The organism is Bacillus sp. FSL K6-1012 (assembly GCF_037964915.1).
GTDB classification, from domain to species: domain Bacteria; phylum Bacillota; class Bacilli; order Bacillales; family Bacillaceae; genus Bacillus; species Bacillus halotolerans.
In genome coordinates this window covers 3,735,902-3,753,445 of record NZ_CP150175.1, presented here as the reverse complement: position 1 = coordinate 3,753,445, position 17,544 = coordinate 3,735,902, and the positions used below count along the sequence as shown (strand labels likewise).

Genomic DNA, 17,544 nt, shown 5'->3' with positions numbered 1-17,544 from the left:
GACGCATACCTCACTTTATTTGAAGAATTGTATGATCCAGCCAAGAAGAATCCCGATAATGCCAAAGTCTGAATCGCCGTAAGTCGTGCCTTCAAATCCGAGCGAGCCAAGAACCGGCAGAAGAAGCGCAGGCAGAAAAGAAATGAGAATGCCATTGGCAAACGCACCGAGTACAGCCCCCCGCACTCCGCCGGTTGCATTTCCGTAAACTCCCGCCGCCGCTCCTGTAAAGAAATGCGGTACAAGTCCCGGGACAATAACACTGAGACCGAAGACTGGAAGAAGAAAAATGGACACAATACCCGCCAGGAAGCTGGATAAAAATCCGATAATCACAGCGTTTGGCGCAAAAGGAAAAACCGTCGGACAGTCAAGAGCGGGTTTGGCGCCTTTCACTAGCTTCTCAGCGATGCCTTTAAAAGCAGGGACAATTTCAGCGATTACCATCCGAACCCCCGCCAAGATGACATATACCCCAGCAGCGAACGTAATGGCCTGCATAAAGGAATAAACGAGGAAATGGCTTCCGCCGCTCAACGATGCTTCAATATAATCCTTTCCGGCGAAAGGAGCGACAATAAAGAAAAGGAGTGCCATCGTTAAAGAAATGGAGACTGACGTATCCCGCAGAAATCCTAATGATTTCGGAACTTTGATATCCTCAGTCGAATGAGATGGATTGCCCGCATGTTTGCCGATGAATCCAGCAATAAAATAGCCTGCAGAACCGAAATGGCCGAGAGCGAGATCATCGCTTCCTGTAATTTTTTTTGTGTGCGGCTGAAGGATGGCGGGTGACAGCACCATCAGCCCTCCAAGAATAATGGCGCCCGCAGCAATGAGAGGAACACCGCTGATGCCGCCGGTAATCAGCACGGCGGAGATCAATGAAGCCATGTAGAGAATATGATGGCCGGTTAAGAAAATATATTTAAATGGCGTGAGACGCGCCAGCAATATGTTAACAATCATTCCGAAGATCATAATGAGTGCCGTTTCCGTCCCAAACGTTTTTTGAGCAATGGCTGAGATTGCATCTGTATTTGGTACGACGCCTTTAATGTGGAATGCTTTTTCGAACATGCTGCCGAACACGGCTAGTGAATCTGAGACAATCGCCGCCCCGGCGCTGAGAATGACGAATCCCATTGCCGTTTTCAGTGTGCCCGATACGGTATCCGCAGCGTTTTTCTTTTGCAGAAGCAGACCGGCTAAGGCAAAAAGTCCAATTAAAATAGCAGGAGTTCCCAGGAAATCGTTAATCAAAAAATCAAGCATCAGATGCACCCCCGTCGTCTATGTTTTTGTGTGTTACAAGTTGGTAAGGATGGCTTCTTTGATTTCTTTCTGGTCCAGCAGGTTTTTGAGTCCGACAACATTACGAGTTCCATCGTCAAGACCTGACACAATATCGGCTGATCCTAGATACAGATCCGCTTGCTCCGTTTTGCTTGAAGTGAGGTCTGTATGTGTAACATCAGCGCTGATGTTCAGTTCATCAATGATTTTTTTCACATTCATTTCAACAATAAAGCTTGATCCAAGTCCGTTTCCGCATACAATTAAGATTTTTTTCATTCGAATCACTCCTAGTTTGAGTATTTTTGAATCATTGGCAGCACATCTTCTGCCGATTGAGCGTTAATCAGCAATTGAATGTTTTCCGGATCACCCAGCATATTCGTGAGCTGGGAGAGGGCTTTCAAATGGGTGTCATTGTCGATTGCCGCGAGCACGATAATCAGCTGGACTGAATGCTCGGGCCGGTCTGAAAAGGAAACGGCTTGGTTCAGTCTCAGAAAGCTCATGCCGATTCGATTCACACCGTCTTCAGGCCTCGCGTGCGGGATGGCTACATTCGGCGTAATAACGATATATGGGCCCAGTGTCTGAATCGTGGCAATCATGGCATCGACGTATTGCGGGGTAACAGACCCGTCATCCAAAAGCGGCTTTGCCGCCATGCGGACGGCATCCGCCCAACAGGGGGCAGAGTCGGCCATCGTTATATGGTTAGGTGTCATTAATTCAGCAAGCATTGGTTTGCGGTTCGCCTCCTTTTCATGTTTGTGCGGCTGTCCTAAATACTCGGTCAGTTCTTGCATCAGCTCTGTTTTATGAATGCCTTCTGCATGTTTTTCGATGATGCCCATGATGTCATGAACACTTGGATGGAAATGGGGAGCGCTGTTTGAGAGCGCATCTACTTTTTTCAGCAGGCTGATCTTTTCCTTGCTGTTCAGTATGGGATTAACGATGAGCACAGGCACCCCTCTGTCTGGGAGCGGAACAGTTGAGATCAGGACATCAGTTTCAAGCGTCATTGTTTCATAGACACGGCTTGATACGGTTTTCAGAATATCGACATTCGGCAGAAGATCTTCTATTTGGCTCTGTAAAATTTTTGAAGTGCCGATGCCGCCCGGGCAGACAATAACCGCTGTTTTTCTAAGTGAGGGCGCGACCCCTTCACGTTTCATCCAGCCTCCGAAATGCATGGCGATAAAAGCTGTTTCTTCACTGCTGACAGGTTTTCTTAATTCTTTTTGAAGGTGATGAACGACTTTTTTCGTTAAGCAGAAAATATCACTGTATTTCGTTTTGATGGAGGCAGCTACATCACTCTCATGAGGGGTGATATTATATTTAATCCTGTAATAAGCTGATTTCAAATGAAGCACCAGATGTTTTTTTAGATTTTCCGGGTCCTGAAAAAGCACGCAGGCGTAACGCTGGAAATCGACAATCATTTTGTCCGCGATATCATGTATCGCATCCAGCTCACCTGCAATGAGACTTGAAGCGGGGAACTGACTGATTTTAGCCCCTAACAGATGGATCGTGAAGTAGCACATCTCTTGATCAGAAATAAAGGCTTTTTCCGGCAGTTCCGCGGCCGCCGCCCGAACGGCCGCTTCATATTCCTTCGTTTGCCTGATGGCGTATTGCTCTTCTTGTTCTAGAGTGATTTCTTTTCCCGCCTTTAATCTGATCAGAAATAACGTAAAGTGCACACTTAAGCCCGCGAGAACATGATCAGCAAATTTCATGTGAAGAAGCTTTTCGAAAGTCAGCAGCATAGACCGCATGGTTTGGATCTGCTGTTCACAAGCAGCCGGATCGGGACATAGATCGGTAACGGCCGCAGTGCTGCTGCTTTTTTGCATGAGCTGATTTGCGTATTCTGCCAGCAGTTTTCGCTTTTGCTGCTCTATTCCTGAAAAGAAATACCCCTTTTCTTTGGTAAAGGAAAGAACGATGCCGAATGTCTTCAGCTTTTCGCGAATATGCTTCATATCCTGAATGGCGGTGTTGCGGCTGACGTGATTTTCGTCAATGAAGTTCTGCAAAAGTAACCGTCTGTTTCTCGTTAAAATGCGCAGGATCACTCTTGCCTGCCTTTCTGAGGGAGAATATTCATAGCTTGAACTTGTCAGCGTTTTCATTTCTGATGTCAGCATTTTTTTCGTTTGGTCTTCTAAATAAAATCCTGCTGAACGCCTTCTTTTGATCGGTGTCAGTCCGGTCTCTTTCAGCCAGCCGTTAATTTTTTCAATGTCATAATACAGTGTTCTCCTTGAAATGTTTAATTGCTCCGTTAATTCTCCGCAAGTAACATAGCTGGTTGTGTTGAGAACCTGATGAAGAATGGCTGATCTTCTTTGGTCTAAAGGCATGCCCATCAGCTCCTTATGTGCAGGTGATATCAGTCTGCTGTCCTTCTCTTCGTGCGGGCTTATTTCAATTGTAATGGGGAGCATCTGAATTTATAAGACCAAATCAGTGCAAACGGTTTGTGCAAATATGATTCCTACAAACAAAAAAAGCCAGACACATGCTGCGCCGGCTTTTTTGAATAACGGTGTCTTTTTGACTAGTTTCTTCTATATAAATAGTCCTTTTATGAACTCGGACGAATCAATGTAAATTCTTCACCGAGCTTTGCATAATGGTTTCCGGCTAATCTGGAAGCCGGCTTTAATTCGTCCGTCAAAATATACCCTTTTTCTGCGTCATACACCTTCTCATCGAGGTGAAAACAGACAACTCTGCCAATAAGCAGATCAGCCGTGGTCACACCATGATCATTGTCGAAGGTGATATGCCGTTCGAGCTTGCATTCAAAACGAATGCGGGCTTCTTGAATGCCGGGCACCGAAACAGCCGTGCTCTCTACACAATGGAGAGAGGTGCGTGTCATTTCACTTTCGTCCGGCCCTAAACTTGCCGCCGTTTCATTGATGTCTTCAATGATGGCTTCATCACTGACATGGACGACAAATTCACCGTTTTTTATCGCGTTTCTGGCTGTGTCTTTTTGCCGGCCTTCTGATCGGTTAACAGAAATACTGAGTAGCGGAGGATCTGAGCTGACCACGTTATAGAAACTGAAAGGTGCCGCATTGATTGCCCCGCCTGAAGAAAGTGTTGTAACAAATGCGATCGGGCGCGGAATAACGGCTCCTGACAGCAGCTTATACGTCTCTTTGGCACTAAGCTCTTCTGCTTGAAATATGTACACAACAACACCGCCTTTATTGTAAGAGTACCATGATTATAACGAAATCCATTCAAGGAAACCAAATGATGCGGGTTGCATATGCTATGTCATGACATATAACTGATATAGGGGAATTAGAAAATAGGCTACCGTACGTATGCCGGAGCCTATGATGACAGTTTCATTATTTATATTTCTTTTTGACTACCCAGCAATTGCCGTCTTTCCAGAACTCTTTTTTGCTGTCGTAATCATCTTTTTTGCGATGATGATCATTTTTCCAGTGTTTTTTGCGAGAGCGGTACGACTTTTTGTAGCTGCGAGATTTTCTGTGTGAACAGAATGATTTTTTGTAGCTGCGAGATTTTCTGTGTGAACAGAATGATTTTTTGTAGCTGCGAGATTTTCTGTGCGAACAGAATGATTTTTTGTAGCTGCGAGATTTTTTGTGTGAGCAGTAGGATTTTTTGTAGCTGCGAGATTTCTTGTGTGAGCAGTAAGATTTTTTATGGCTGCGAGATTTCTTGTGTGAGCAGTAAGATTTTTTATGGCTGCGAGATTTCTTGTGTGAACAGTAAGATTTTTTATGGCTGCGAGATTTTTTGTGAGAGCGGTGCGACTTTTTATGACTGCGTTTTTTTCCACGAGGCTCTTGGTATAAATAAGTTTTTAAACCTTCTTTTTTTGCGGATTTCACCGCTTCTTTGATATCAGAATGGGAATAGTGGCCCAATTGAAATCCTCCTTTTTTTAATTTGTTTAAGGATGAAGATCCTTACTACACACATAGTACGCACGATTGTAAAAAGTGTATAAGTGTTCCGCTGAGATCTCACAAAAATAAAAGCCTAATTTTGAAGGGGGACTACGGATGAAGAATCAATCAAATTTGCCTCTTTATCAGCTGTTTATTCATCCAAAAGACTTACGGGAATTAAAAAAGGATATATGGGACGATGAACCGGTTCCGGCTGTGTTGAAAGTGAATCAGAAAAGATTTGATATCGACATCGCTTATCGCGGATCTCATATTAGAGATTTCAAAAAGAAGTCGTACCATATTTCCTATTATCAGCCGAAAACATTTCGCGGCGCCCGCGAGGTTCACTTGAATGCGGAATATAAAGATCCTTCCATGATAAGAAACAAATTGTCTCTCGATTTTTTCTCAGAGCTGGGGACGCTGTCTCCAAGGGCAGAATTTGTGTTTTTAAAGGTAAATGGAAAGAATGAAGGAGTGTATCTTGAGCTTGAATCCGTGGATGAATATTATTTAAGGAAAAGGAAGCTGGCGGACGGAGCGATTTTTTACGCGGTTGATGATGATGCTAATTTTTCTCTCGTGAGTGATTTGGAGAGGGAAACGAAGAAGTCACTTGAGCATGGGTATGAAAAGAAGACAGGGACTGAGGAAGATGATTTTTATTTACAGGATATGATCTTTAAAATTAATACTGTCCCGAAAGCTCAATTTAAATCAGAAGTGACAAAGCACGTGAATATCGATAAGTATTTGCGCTGGCTGGCCGGCATTGTGTTCACCTCAAACTATGACGGGTTTGTCCACAATTACGCTTTGTACAGAAGCGGGGAAACCGGATTATTTGAAGTGATTCCTTGGGACTATGACGCAACCTGGGGCAGGGATATCCATGGGGGGCGGATGGCTGCAGATTACGTAAGAATTCAAGGGTTTAATACATTAACCGCCCGCATTTTGGATGAACCCGATTTTCGCAGGTCCTACAAGCATCTGTTAGAAAAAACGCTCCGATCTCTCTTTACCATTGAATATATGAAACCAAAAATATTGGCGCTTTATGATCAAATCAGGCCGTTTGTCCTGATGGACCCATATAAAAAGAGTGATATTGAACGTTTTGACCGTGAGCCGGAAGTGATTTTTGAGTATATTAAAAATCGTTCACAATACATCAAAAGCAATTTAAGTATTTTGTGAATCCATGATTATAGGTATTCGCTGAAAATCAGACAATTAGGCTATTGAATTAGTTCAAGAAATAACTGTGACACGTATATATGCAATATATTTATCATCTATGTATAAATGACTAGGAGGGTAATGAATGAGCAAGAGGAGAATGAAAAATCATTCAAATCATGATATATCTTATTATCATTTTTTGCATTCAATGCAAGATAAAATTGTCACTGTATATCGAGGAGGTCCCGAATCTAAAAAAGGAAAATTGGTAGCTGTAAAATCAGATTATATCGCTTTGCAAACTGAAAAAAAAACCATTTATTATCAATTGGATCATGTAAAAAGTATTACAGAGGATACCAATAATAGCACAACAACAATTGAGACGGCAGAAATGGCTGACGCTGATGATTTTCACAGCTTAATCGGACAATTAATGAACCAATCCGTTCAATTAAATCAAGGCGGTCCGGAATCTAAAAAAGGAAGTTTGGTATGGCTAGGAGATGATTACGCTGCGTTAGACACAAATGAGGATGGAGTAGTTTATTTTAATATTCATCACATCAAAAGCATAAGTAAACATGAGTCCGCTTTAAATAAAGAAGGACATACGCCAAGTGTCTTGGAAGCTGATAACCTAAACGAAGTTTTTAAGAGTTTAACTCATAAATGGGTTTCGATTAATCGAGGAGGACCAGAAGCAATTGAAGGTATCCTCGTAGATAATGCGGATGGTCATTATACTTTAGTGAAAAATCAAGAAGTGCTTCGCATATATCCTTTTCATATCAAGAGCATCAGCTTAGGCCCAAAAGGCTCTAACAATCAAAAGAAAGAACATGATGATAAAGAAGAAAGCAAAAATGATATAGACCAGAAACAAAAACAAGAAGAAGAGGGGGACAGTAATTCGTTAACATCTTCAAAATCACATAGCTCATCAAGTTCGTCCAAATCAAATAAACGATCATCAAGATCTTCAGATTATCAATCATCAACATATGATCGTTCATCAGACACCAGCAGTTCGTCCAAATCAAATAAACGATCATCAAGATCTTCAGATTATCAATCGTCAACATATGATCGTTCATCAGATACCAGCAGTTCGTCCAAATCATATCGGTCACCAAGATCTTCAGATTATCAATCGTCAAAATATGATCATTCATCAGACACCAAAAGTTCGTCCAAATCATATCGGTCATCAAGATCTTCAGATTATCAATCATCAAAATATGATCGTTCATCAGACACCAAAAGTTCGTCCAAATCATATCGGTCATCAAGATCTTCAGATTATCAATCGTCAACATATGATCGTTCATCAGACACCAAAAGTTCATCCAAATCATATCGGTCACCAAGATCTTCAGATTATCATAGCACCGGAAGCCAAAAGGAAGATTATAGCTATGAAACGATTGTCAAAACGATAGACTATCATTGGAAGCGCAAATTTTAATAGATAATGAAGGTGCATCAATAAAGTGATGCCCTTTTTCATTCAATTAAAGGGGGAGAATGGTGAAAGGTTTGAATCAATTTCTTGACACAGATGTTGATGTTGTCATTTCAGGAGATACAAGATTTGTCGGCACACTTATAGATATTGGACAGGATATTTTTGTTATATTTAATGGCTGCAATTATCTTTATATTCCCTTGCTGCATCTCCATCAAATGAACAAAGCAATAATAAATACGAATACTGGGAAACCAATTTTAAGAGATCCGGAAGATACAATAATGCAGGCGGAAAATAATAGTTTTTCTTACAGAAACACATTAAACAATGTGAAAGGCAAATTTATTGAAGTTTATGTAACTGGGGATCGGTCGATACATGGATATGTTACAAGTGTTTTAAATGATTATATTGTATTTTTTTCACCTGTATTTAAAACACTTTTCATATCTATGCATCACTTAAAATGGTTTACCCCTTATTCAACAGAGCAAACGCCGTACACTCTTGACAACTCTCAATTGCCTGTCGTACCTTCCAGTGTTTCACTTGTGCGTAATTTTGAGGAGCAGATCAAAAAATATGTTGGCCAATTGGTTATATTTGATATGGGGGAAGTGCCAGAAAAAGTCGGTCTATTAAAAGATGTATCTAATAATATCATTGAGCTTATTAACGCAAGTGGAAAGTCAATCATTTGGAAGTTAAATCATCTAAAGACAATGCATCTCCCCTAGCGTAGCCTCTACTGAAAATAAACTGCCCTCGAATAGCAGAAGGCAGTTTTTTATTTCATACACTGCTAAAGAAATAACCAACTGATCCAAAAATATAAACATGTTAACGTAAAAAGAACAGTCAGCGGAATGATTAAAATGGTTGTTTTTAAATATTCACCCCAAGAAATACTTTCATCATGCTGTTTTAAAATATGCATCCAAATAAGTGTTGCTAATGTTCCTATAGGTAATAATAAGGAACCAATATCACTGCCAATAATATTTGCCAAGTAGATGATTTTTGCTGTTGAAGGATTCAGGCTCATTTCTGTTAAAGTAAAAGTACTGATCATTAAAGCCGGATGGTTGTTGAATAGATTCGAAAAAACAGAGGTAGAGATACCTGATACAAAAGTAGCGTAGGAGAGGCTTCCAGAAACTATCGGTTTGAAATGATTTACAATTAATTCAGTAAATCCTATATTGTGCAGTCCATAAATGAGGACATACATAGTAAAAGCAAAAATAAAAATGTGCCAAGGTGCCTTGAAGAACAAGTCTCTGGGAGAGGTTTTGAAATAAACCCATCTCCAGGCCAAAAGGATAATTGATCCGATGACAGCGACAAGAGGAACGGAGATACCGGTATATGACGCGGCAAATAAGCTGATTCTGACGAGAAAAACAAATGCGAGTACAAATAACATTATCTTTGTTTGATTTCGTTCCGGTATCGGAGCTGATGGCGAATGAAGGGGATGGTACCTTCTGTGTCGCAGAGACTGAAAATGGTTCGGTATATCCGGCAGGCTTTTAGGAAGACGTTTATAAAAGAAAATAAACAGTAGACAAGCCATAAAAATGAGTCCCATCATACTAGGGACAAACATCATGGCAGTGTGCAAATATAAATCCATTCCAATCATTTTGAGAGAAATTAAATTTACAATATTACTTACGCCGATCGGTGCGCTGGAGGCTGTAGCTATTAAAACGCCGCTTATGAGATAAGGGGTTTTTTGATGTTTTTTCAAACCTAAATATTTTAAAACCAGCAAAAGGATGGGGGTTGTGATCAAAACGCTCCCATCATTATTTAGGAAAATGGTCATTAAAAAGCAAAGTGAATTGGTTAACCAAAAAAGCTTGATGCCTGATCCCCTGGATTGTTGGAGCAGCTTTGCAGCCACCCAATAAAAGAACCCAAAACTTTCTAATGCAATGGCCATGATCATAGTGGCAAGAATTGTGACCGATGCACCCGTGACTTTTGACCCTATTTCTCCTAAGTCGGTCAATGACACACTTCCGCATAATAACACCATTAAAGCGCCTATTGTCGCGGGGATAGCTTCATTTAATCCTTTCGGCCTCCAGAAAATAAAAATCATTGTTATGAAAAAAGCGAGCAATGTTAATATACTCGTGAACTGTGTAATATATTTCACCTCTCTATCTATCATTCTAAAATCAAACGATTGTCATACGCTTACTAGTATCCTTGCCAACTATTTGTATTGTATGTATACGTATACTGATATGAAGTTGTACTAAGCGATTATATTATATTAATTAAAATTCCATGAGAATCCCAAAAGAAAAAAGAGTTTGCAAGTATCATTTCAGGTACTTGCATCACTCTCTTTAGTTCTTAACTGCTGACAATTTGAAATATTAATAAATTGCTTCAAAAGCGGATTTTGATTGTCTTTGCGATAGGCGATAACCCATTCGGCATTCAGCTGTATTTTATCTATTGTTCGATAAGTCACATCCAAGTTAAATAATTTTTTAGCTGAGGAAGGTACAAATGTAATCCCGATGCCAGCGCTGACTAATCCAATGACCATTTGATATTCAGTCGCTTCTTGTACAATGTTTGGCTTAAAGCCAGCCTGCTCACAAAATTGGATGAAATCAACGTATAAAGTAGGCCATGCTTCCTTGGCTACAGTAATAATCGGTTCATCTCTCAAATCTTCAATTGTAATGGCTTCCTTAGATGTTAACGGATGTTGTTTAGGCAAAGCTAAAACACAAGGGCTGCTTTGGGCGATTTCAGTATGCAATGCTGTGTGCTGTAAAGGAGGATGAAGTATACCAATATCAATGTTGCCCTTTAGCAGCTCCTCTTGCTGCCTAAACGAGGATATTTCACGTAATTCTATTTTTACTGATGGGAATTTTTTACGATATTCCCGGACAATCGGCGGCAGAAATTCATATGTAGCTGATCCGACAAAACCGATAACGAGATGGCCGTGCTCGCCGCGAGCCGTCCGCTGTGCCAATTCAATCGCTTGATCAATTTGCATCAAAGCCGTGCGGCAGTGATTTAAAAATATTTCTCCGGCTGCGGTTAGTTCCACAAATCGTTTTGTCCTCTTCAGAAGCGTCACCCCGACTTCTTTTTCCAGCTGTTTGATCTGCTGGCTGAGAGGAGGCTGTGTCATGTTCAGCCGAAGCGCAGCTTTCCCGAAATGAAGCTCTTCGGCAACTGCGATAAAGTATTGAAGGTGGCGAAGCTCCATCAATCATGCATTCCTTTCTTAGGTTAATAATTCGTAATACATATTAATCATAAGTCGAATTGATATTGGAGGTCAATTTCCAAAGAGTGTATAGTGAAACGTATCACAAGATTTATTTAAATTTTTATGTTTAAAATGCATAATAAGGAGTGAGGGTGTTGACAAAAGCAACAAAAGAACAAAAATCCCTTGTGAAAAACAGAGGGGCGGAGCTTGTTGTTGATTGCTTAGTGGAGCAAGGTGTCACACATGTATTTGGCATTCCAGGTGCAAAAATTGATGCGGTATTTGACGCTTTACAAGATAAAGGGCCTGAGATCATTGTTGCACGGCATGAACAAAATGCGGCATTTATGGCGCAGGCTGTAGGCCGTTTAACTGGAAAACCGGGAGTCGTTTTAGTCACATCAGGACCGGGTGCTTCTAACCTGGCAACGGGACTGCTGACTGCAAACACTGAAGGTGACCCTGTCGTTGCGCTTGCTGGGAACGTTATCCGTGCCGATCGTTTAAAACGGACTCATCAATCATTGGATAATGCGGCGTTATTTCAGTCGATTACAAAATACAGTGTAGAGGTTCAAGACGTAAAAAACATACCGGAAGCTGTTACAAATGCATTTAGAGCAGCGTCAGCAGGTCAGGCTGGGGCCGCTTTTGTGAGCTTTCCGCAAGATGTTGTGAATGAAGTCACAAATACCAAAAACGTGCGTGCAGTGGCAGCGCCAAAACTTGGCCCTGCACCAGATGATGCAATCAGTGCGGCTATCGCAAAAATCCAAACAGCAAAACTTCCTGTTGTTTTAGTCGGAATGAAAGGCGGAAGACCTGAAGCGATTAAAGCGGTTCGCAAGCTTTTGAAAAAGGTTCAGCTTCCATTCGTAGAAACATATCAGGCTGCCGGGACTCTTACAAGAGAGTTAGAGGATCAATATTTCGGCCGTATCGGTTTATTCCGCAACCAGCCGGGCGATCTGCTGCTTGAGCAGGCTGATGTTGTTCTGACAATCGGCTATGACCCAATTGAATACGATCCGAAATTCTGGAATGTCAATGGAGACCGGACGATTATCCATCTGGATGAGATTCTGGCTGACATTGATCATGCTTACCAGCCTGAGCTTGAATTGATCGGGGATATCCCATCTACTTTGGATCATATCGAACATGATGCTGTAAAAGTGGATTTTGCGGAACGTGAGCAAAAAATCCTTTCTGATCTAAAAGAATATATGCATGAGGGAGAGCAGGTGCCTGCAGATTGGAAATCAGACAGACTGCATCCTCTTGAAATCGTTAAAGCATTACGAAATGCAGTCGATGATAACGTCACAGTGACATGCGATATCGGTTCACACGCGATTTGGATGTCCCGTTATTTCCGCAGCTATGAGCCGTTAACATTAATGATCAGTAACGGTATGCAAACACTTGGTGTTGCGCTTCCGTGGGCAATCGGTGCTTCATTGGTGAAACCGGGAGAAAAAGTCGTTTCTGTCTCTGGTGACGGCGGTTTCTTATTCTCGGCAATGGAGTTAGAGACAGCGGTGCGCTTAAAAGCTCCAATTGTACACCTTGTATGGAACGACAGCACATATGACATGGTTGCATTCCAGCAATTGAAAAAATACAATCGTACATCTGCAGTCGAGTTCGGAAACATCGATATCGTGAAATATGCGGAAAGCTTCGGGGCAACCGGTTTGCGTGTCGAATCACCAGACCAGCTGGAAGATGTTCTGCGTCAAGCCATGAATGCTGAAGGCCCTGTTATCATTGATGTCCCAGTTGACTACAGTGATAACGTTAATTTAGCGAGTGACAAGCTCCCAAAAGAATTTGGAGAACTGATGAAAACAAAAGCTCTCTAGCACTCTGCGCACCAAGACACTGTTTTCGAAGAACAGCACATTACTAAAGGAGTGAAGGGAATATGAAACAAGAAAGCAACATTCAAATGCTGAGCCGCGGCAAAAAAGAACAGCCCGTTAGCCAAATTTATCAAGTATCAACAATGACTTCTCTTTTAGACGGAGTATATGACGGCGATTTTGAACTGTCAGATATTCCGAAATACGGAGACTTCGGTATCGGGACTTTTAACAAGCTTGATGGAGAGCTGATTGGATTTGACGGCGAATTTTACCGTCTTCGTTCCGACGGCACTGCGACACCTGTGCAAAGCGGAGACCGCTCTCCGTTTTGCTCATTTACGTTCTTTACACCGGATATGACGCACAAAATTGATGCGAAAATGACACGTGAAGAATTTGAAAAAGAAATCAACAGCATTCTGCCAAGTAAAAACCTATTTTATGCCATCCGTATTGACGGATTGTTTAAAAAAGTGCAGACAAGAACGGTAGAACTGCAAGAAAAACCATATGTGCCAATGATTGAAGCGGTTAAAACACAGCCGATTTTCAACTTCGACAACATCAGAGGCACAATCGTTGGTTTCTTGACTCCTGCTTATGCGAACGGAATCGCCGTTTCTGGCTATCACCTGCACTTCATTGACGAAGGACGAAATTCAGGCGGACACGTATTTGATTATGTGCTTGAGGATTGCACGGTTACGATTTCTCAAAAAATGAACATGAATCTCAGACTTCCAAATACACCAGATTTCTTTAATGCCAATCTGGATAACCCGGATTTCGCCAAAGATATCGAAACGACTGAAGGAAGCCCAGAATAAAAAAAGCAAGCCCGCACATGTGCAGGGCTTGCTTTTTATTTGGCACTTTACCTGATTTTAGTTAAAATAACATTAAAATGATAAAGGTGTGGGTCTCATTGAAAATACTGGTTTTGGCTGTTCATCCTCAAATGGAAACCTCAGTCGTCAATAAGGCGTGGTCAGAGGAATTAAGTAAACATGACAATATCACTGTACGGGAGCTTTATAAGGAATATACGGATGAAGCCATTGATGTTGCCAAAGAGCAGCAGCTGTGCGAGCAATACGATCGCATTGTTTTCCAATTCCCGCTTTATTGGTACAGCTCTCCGCCGCTTCTTAAAAAATGGCAGGATCTTGTGCTGACATACGGCTGGGCCTTCGGGTCAGAAGGGAAAGCTCTGCATGGCAAAGAGCTGATGCTGGCTGTTTCCACAGGAAGCGAAGCGGAAAAGTATCAGGCGGGCGGAGGGAATCATTATTCAATCAGTGAGCTCCTGAAGCCGTTTCAGGCGACAAGCAATCTGATTGGCATGACATATCTCCCGCCATATGTGTTTTATGGCGTGAAATACGCAAATGCTGAGGATATTGCGATCAGTGCAAAACGGTTAGCTGAATATATCCAGCAGCCTTTTTCTTAAAAAAGAAACGCCCTGTCCGGATTGGGACAGGGCTTTCTCTATTAAAAATCGGGTAATTCAGATAGGTTATTATCCTTTATGCCGTCTGGTTCACTTCTTAAAATGTCACGTCCGTATTTATGAAATACATCAACGTGAGCGATCTTTCCCGCTTTTGCTTCTGATAGCGCAGTGGGATAGTCCAGTTCTCTTCCTGTGTTCGTTTTCACCGCGATAATATTGTCTTCCTCATTTCTTCTGACCGCGATAATTTCTTCTTTTCCGGACGTATCAACTGGCTGATCGATATTTGTTTGTTTGGATTTATACGATTCATATGCAGCTTCAAATTGATCCATTTTTCCACCTCCATCCTTTAACGTAAACAAAAATGCTGTTGATCATGTATAGGTTTCGACACGGCATATGACAATATTTCCTGAGAAATATTTTGAATGCGACAATTCAATCCATAATTAGCGAAGAAAAAAGGGATTCCGTTCTGTAAATGGAATCCCTTTCGGTTATTTTGTCATTTGCAGGTCCTTTGTTTTGATATAACCTGTCTTACCGCCGTAATCTACATAGACCCAATCAAAGTCAAAGCCGCCTTTTTTTGTTTTACTCCAGCCTAAAAAAGATACGCTTGTGTTAGCCGGGAGTGTCTTGATGCTTTTTCCTTCAGCGGATGTATATGCTTTCGTCTTTGTTTTGGTTTTTACCGTTGTCGCTGCCTTTACAATGTAATGAGTAGAGACAAAGCCTGTCTTTCCGTTTTTGTAATGAACCTTTGCCCAATCAGCGTTTGAAAACGAAATGAGCTTTAAGCTGTCGCCCAGATGAAGTATGTCGGCTTTAGCGCTTGAAGCGGAGGCCTTTGTTCTGACATTCAGAGCCTCTGCTGAAACCAAGTAGGAATCAATCGGATAGCTGTATAAATCATCAATGCTTACGTTTGTTTCTGGCTGTTGTGCATGAATTGTGTTTGCGCCGCCGGCAGAAGCCGCAGTTATTCCGGCTGCAAGTGCAAGTGTAGACAGTATTTTCGTGGGTTTGTTCATTGCGTTCCTCTCCTCACATAAGAGAAATAATCATTTCTATTATTCCTTTCACGTTTTGGCCGGTTGCTAAACATAAAAAAGGATCAGATAAAGATCTGATCCTTTGCATTATTTTTTCGTTTCCAGTTTCAGAGGCGCTGATATTGTTTTCTTTACTTTCTTTCCATGTAAAATCTGATCCGCTGCTTCCGTTGCCAGTTTACCGATCAATTCAGGCTGCTGAGCGACAGTGGCTGAGAGCTTACCGTCTTTAATCGAAGAAATCGCATCCTTATTTCCGTCAAAACCGACGACTAAAATATCTTTGCCGGAGCTGTTAATCGCTTCGAGAGCTCCAAGCGCCATTTCATCATTATGAGCGAAAACCGCTTGGATATCCGGGTGTCCTTGGAGCAGGTTTTCCATGACAGTCAGGCCTTTAGTGCGGTCAAAGTCAGCTGATTGTTTTGTGACAACGTCCAGCTTTTGATCTGCGATTTTGTGAAAGCCTGAACCGCGTTCCCGTGTAGCGGAGGCACCCGGAACGCCTTCAAGCTCCGCCACCTTAGCACCTTTTCCAAGCTTGTCTGCGATGAACTCTGCGGCCATTTCTCCGCCTTTTACATTGTCTGAAGCCACGAGGGTTTCTACTTTGCCTTGTTCAGCGGACCGGTCGATTGAGACGACAGGCACACCAATCGAATTTGCAGACTCTACTGCCGTTGAAATAGCCGAAGAATCAGTTGGATTGATTAACAGGGCATCAACACCTTGCTGAATTAAATCTTCCACATCACTTGTCTGCTTGGAGGAATCATTTTGTGCATCGACGATGATGACCTTCATTCCCCGCTTTTCCGCTTCTTTTTCAATTCCCTTTTTTAAAGAAACAAAAAAGGGATTGTTAAGCGTTGAGATCGACAAGCCGATGGTAAATTCCTTTTTCTTATCTGAGTTTGACGGCTTCGCCCATTGGGGAGGCTCAAGCGAACAGGCACTCAATATAAACAGTGACAGCGTCAAAATGACGGATACAGCCTTTTTCATGTAAAACCCTCCTATGCTGACTTTTTGCGGTCTAATAATACCGCGATTAAAATGACAATCCCTTTAACAACCAGCTGATAAAATGATGAGACGCCAAGCAGGTTGAGTCCGTTATTGAGTGTGCCGATAATCAGCACCCCGATTAACGTTCCGACAATGCGCCCGCGGCCCCCGGAAAGACTCGTTCCGCCTAAGACAACCGCCGCGATGGCATCCAATTCATATGATTCTCCAGCTGTCGGCTGTGCTGAGTGGAGACGGGAAGTCAAAATCGCGCCGGCAAGGGCGGATAATAGACCGGCTAAAGCATAAATCATGACTTTTACACGTGTGACTTTTATGCCTGAGATGAGTGCCGCTTTTTCATTGCCGCCAATTGCGTATGTCCGGCGCCCGAACGGCGTTTTGTGAAGCAGCACCCAAAGGATAACAAAGGCGAGAACCATTGTAATTGCAGGTACTGGAATTCCTAAGAAATAACCGCGGCCGAACAGCTGAAAGGCATAGTTAGTGCCAAGCCCTGTGATCGGGTTTCCGTCTGTATACACAAGAGTAAGTCCGCGGAAGACAGTCATGGTCGCAAGCGTCGCGATAAAAGGGGCCATTTTCCCTTTTGTGATTAACAGTCCGTTGATCATCCCTAGAAGAGCGCCGATCAGACAGCCTATGATGACGGCGAGAATCGGGTCGACACCAGATACAATCATACCCGCGACTAAGGCGCTGGACAGGGCGAGAATAGCCCCGACAGAAAGATCAATGCCGCCAGTTAAAATAACGAAGGTCATGCCGAATGCGATCAATCCGTTAATTGCCACCTGCCGAAGCAGGTTTAAAATATTCAAAGGCTCCAGGAAGCTCGGGTTTAAAATCGATACGATCATAACGAGAATAAATAAACCTAGAAACGGGCCGAGCTTCTGCATGACGCCATCGAAGTGAATCTGTTTTTGTTTTGTTTGCTTCAGTTGTTCCGTTTTCATG

The 17,544-nt window shown here is 42.2% G+C and carries 17 protein-coding genes; 6 read left to right on the top strand and 11 right to left on the bottom strand.

What is annotated here, in order from left to right:
* Positions 1-15 precede the first annotated feature (15 nt).
* From NSS75_RS19395 to NSS75_RS19375, 5 genes are all read right to left on the bottom strand, one after another.
* Entirely contained in the window at positions 16-1,278 is a 1,263-nt protein-coding gene (locus NSS75_RS19395) for a PTS ascorbate transporter subunit IIC (RefSeq protein ID WP_339234534.1), read from the bottom strand.
* Between the two features lie 33 nt (positions 1,279-1,311).
* Positions 1,312-1,578, bottom strand: coding sequence for a PTS sugar transporter subunit IIB (locus tag NSS75_RS19390; RefSeq protein WP_024123087.1), 267 nt, complete (start codon positions 1,576-1,578; stop codon positions 1,312-1,314).
* An 11-nt stretch (positions 1,579-1,589) separates the two neighbouring features.
* Complete coding sequence (locus tag NSS75_RS19385) at positions 1,590-3,677, bottom strand: BglG family transcription antiterminator (RefSeq protein ID WP_339234529.1); 2,088 nt, start codon at positions 3,675-3,677, stop codon at positions 1,590-1,592.
* 224 nt (positions 3,678-3,901) lie between these two features.
* Entirely contained in the window at positions 3,902-4,522 is a 621-nt protein-coding gene (locus NSS75_RS19380; RefSeq protein ID WP_101859844.1) for a flavin reductase family protein, read from the bottom strand.
* Between the two features lie 163 nt (positions 4,523-4,685).
* Positions 4,686-5,234 (bottom strand): spore gernimation protein GerQ, encoded by a 549-nt coding sequence (locus NSS75_RS19375; RefSeq protein ID WP_105990849.1) that lies wholly within the window; start codon positions 5,232-5,234, stop codon positions 4,686-4,688.
* A gap of 138 nt (positions 5,235-5,372) precedes the next feature.
* Here NSS75_RS19375 and cotH point away from each other — a divergent pair, with 138 nt between their 5' ends.
* From cotH to NSS75_RS19360, 3 genes are all read left to right on the top strand, one after another.
* Positions 5,373-6,461, top strand: coding sequence for a spore coat protein CotH (gene cotH / locus NSS75_RS19370; protein ID WP_024123083.1), 1,089 nt, complete (start codon positions 5,373-5,375; stop codon positions 6,459-6,461).
* 127 nt (positions 6,462-6,588) lie between these two features.
* Positions 6,589-7,914 carry a spore coat protein CotH gene (locus NSS75_RS19365; protein ID WP_339234524.1) on the top strand — a complete coding sequence of 442 codons (1,326 nt, stop codon included), beginning with the start codon at positions 6,589-6,591 and terminating at the stop codon, positions 7,912-7,914.
* A 62-nt stretch (positions 7,915-7,976) separates the two neighbouring features.
* Complete coding sequence (locus NSS75_RS19360) at positions 7,977-8,654, top strand: hypothetical protein (RefSeq protein WP_024123082.1); 678 nt, start codon at positions 7,977-7,979, stop codon at positions 8,652-8,654.
* A gap of 65 nt (positions 8,655-8,719) precedes the next feature.
* Here the strand turns inward: NSS75_RS19360 and NSS75_RS19355 are convergent, their stop codons facing one another.
* Both NSS75_RS19355 and alsR read right to left on the bottom strand, forming a co-directional pair.
* A complete protein-coding gene (locus NSS75_RS19355; RefSeq protein WP_101864992.1) occupies positions 8,720-10,048 on the bottom strand; it encodes an arsenic transporter in 1,329 nt (442 codons plus the stop codon).
* A 210-nt stretch (positions 10,049-10,258) separates the two neighbouring features.
* A complete protein-coding gene (alsR, locus tag NSS75_RS19350) occupies positions 10,259-11,167 on the bottom strand; it encodes an acetoin biosynthesis transcriptional regulator AlsR (RefSeq protein ID WP_059292399.1) in 909 nt (302 codons plus the stop codon).
* A gap of 158 nt (positions 11,168-11,325) precedes the next feature.
* Here alsR and alsS point away from each other — a divergent pair, with 158 nt between their 5' ends.
* The 3 genes from alsS to NSS75_RS19335 all read left to right on the top strand — a co-directional run bounded on the left by alsS (position 11,326) and on the right by NSS75_RS19335 (position 14,494).
* On the top strand, positions 11,326-13,038 hold the full coding sequence (gene alsS / locus NSS75_RS19345) for an acetolactate synthase AlsS (protein WP_024123079.1): 1,713 nt from the start codon (positions 11,326-11,328) through the stop codon (positions 13,036-13,038).
* Between the two features lie 62 nt (positions 13,039-13,100).
* The gene (gene budA / locus NSS75_RS19340; protein WP_024123078.1) at positions 13,101-13,868 is read left to right on the top strand and encodes an acetolactate decarboxylase; all 768 of its coding nucleotides are present in this window, start codon (positions 13,101-13,103) and stop codon (positions 13,866-13,868) included.
* Between the two features lie 98 nt (positions 13,869-13,966).
* Complete coding sequence (locus tag NSS75_RS19335; RefSeq protein ID WP_339234518.1) at positions 13,967-14,494, top strand: NAD(P)H-dependent oxidoreductase; 528 nt, start codon at positions 13,967-13,969, stop codon at positions 14,492-14,494.
* 41 nt (positions 14,495-14,535) lie between these two features.
* On the opposite strand, the gene NSS75_RS19330 is transcribed toward NSS75_RS19335, so the two are convergent.
* The 4 genes from NSS75_RS19330 to rbsC all read right to left on the bottom strand — a co-directional run bounded on the left by NSS75_RS19330 (position 14,536) and on the right by rbsC (position 17,543).
* The gene (locus NSS75_RS19330) at positions 14,536-14,832 is read right to left on the bottom strand and encodes a DUF3892 domain-containing protein (protein ID WP_024123076.1); all 297 of its coding nucleotides are present in this window, start codon (positions 14,830-14,832) and stop codon (positions 14,536-14,538) included.
* Positions 14,833-14,997: 165 nt separating this feature from the next.
* Positions 14,998-15,534 carry an SH3 domain-containing protein gene (locus NSS75_RS19325; RefSeq protein WP_339234514.1) on the bottom strand — a complete coding sequence of 179 codons (537 nt, stop codon included), beginning with the start codon at positions 15,532-15,534 and terminating at the stop codon, positions 14,998-15,000.
* A 108-nt stretch (positions 15,535-15,642) separates the two neighbouring features.
* Complete coding sequence (gene rbsB / locus NSS75_RS19320) at positions 15,643-16,560, bottom strand: ribose ABC transporter substrate-binding protein RbsB (protein ID WP_024123074.1); 918 nt, start codon at positions 16,558-16,560, stop codon at positions 15,643-15,645.
* Between the two features lie 11 nt (positions 16,561-16,571).
* Positions 16,572-17,543 (bottom strand): ribose ABC transporter permease RbsC, encoded by a 972-nt coding sequence (gene rbsC / locus NSS75_RS19315; RefSeq protein WP_024123073.1) that lies wholly within the window; start codon positions 17,541-17,543, stop codon positions 16,572-16,574.
* Position 17,544: the final 1 nt, after the last annotated feature.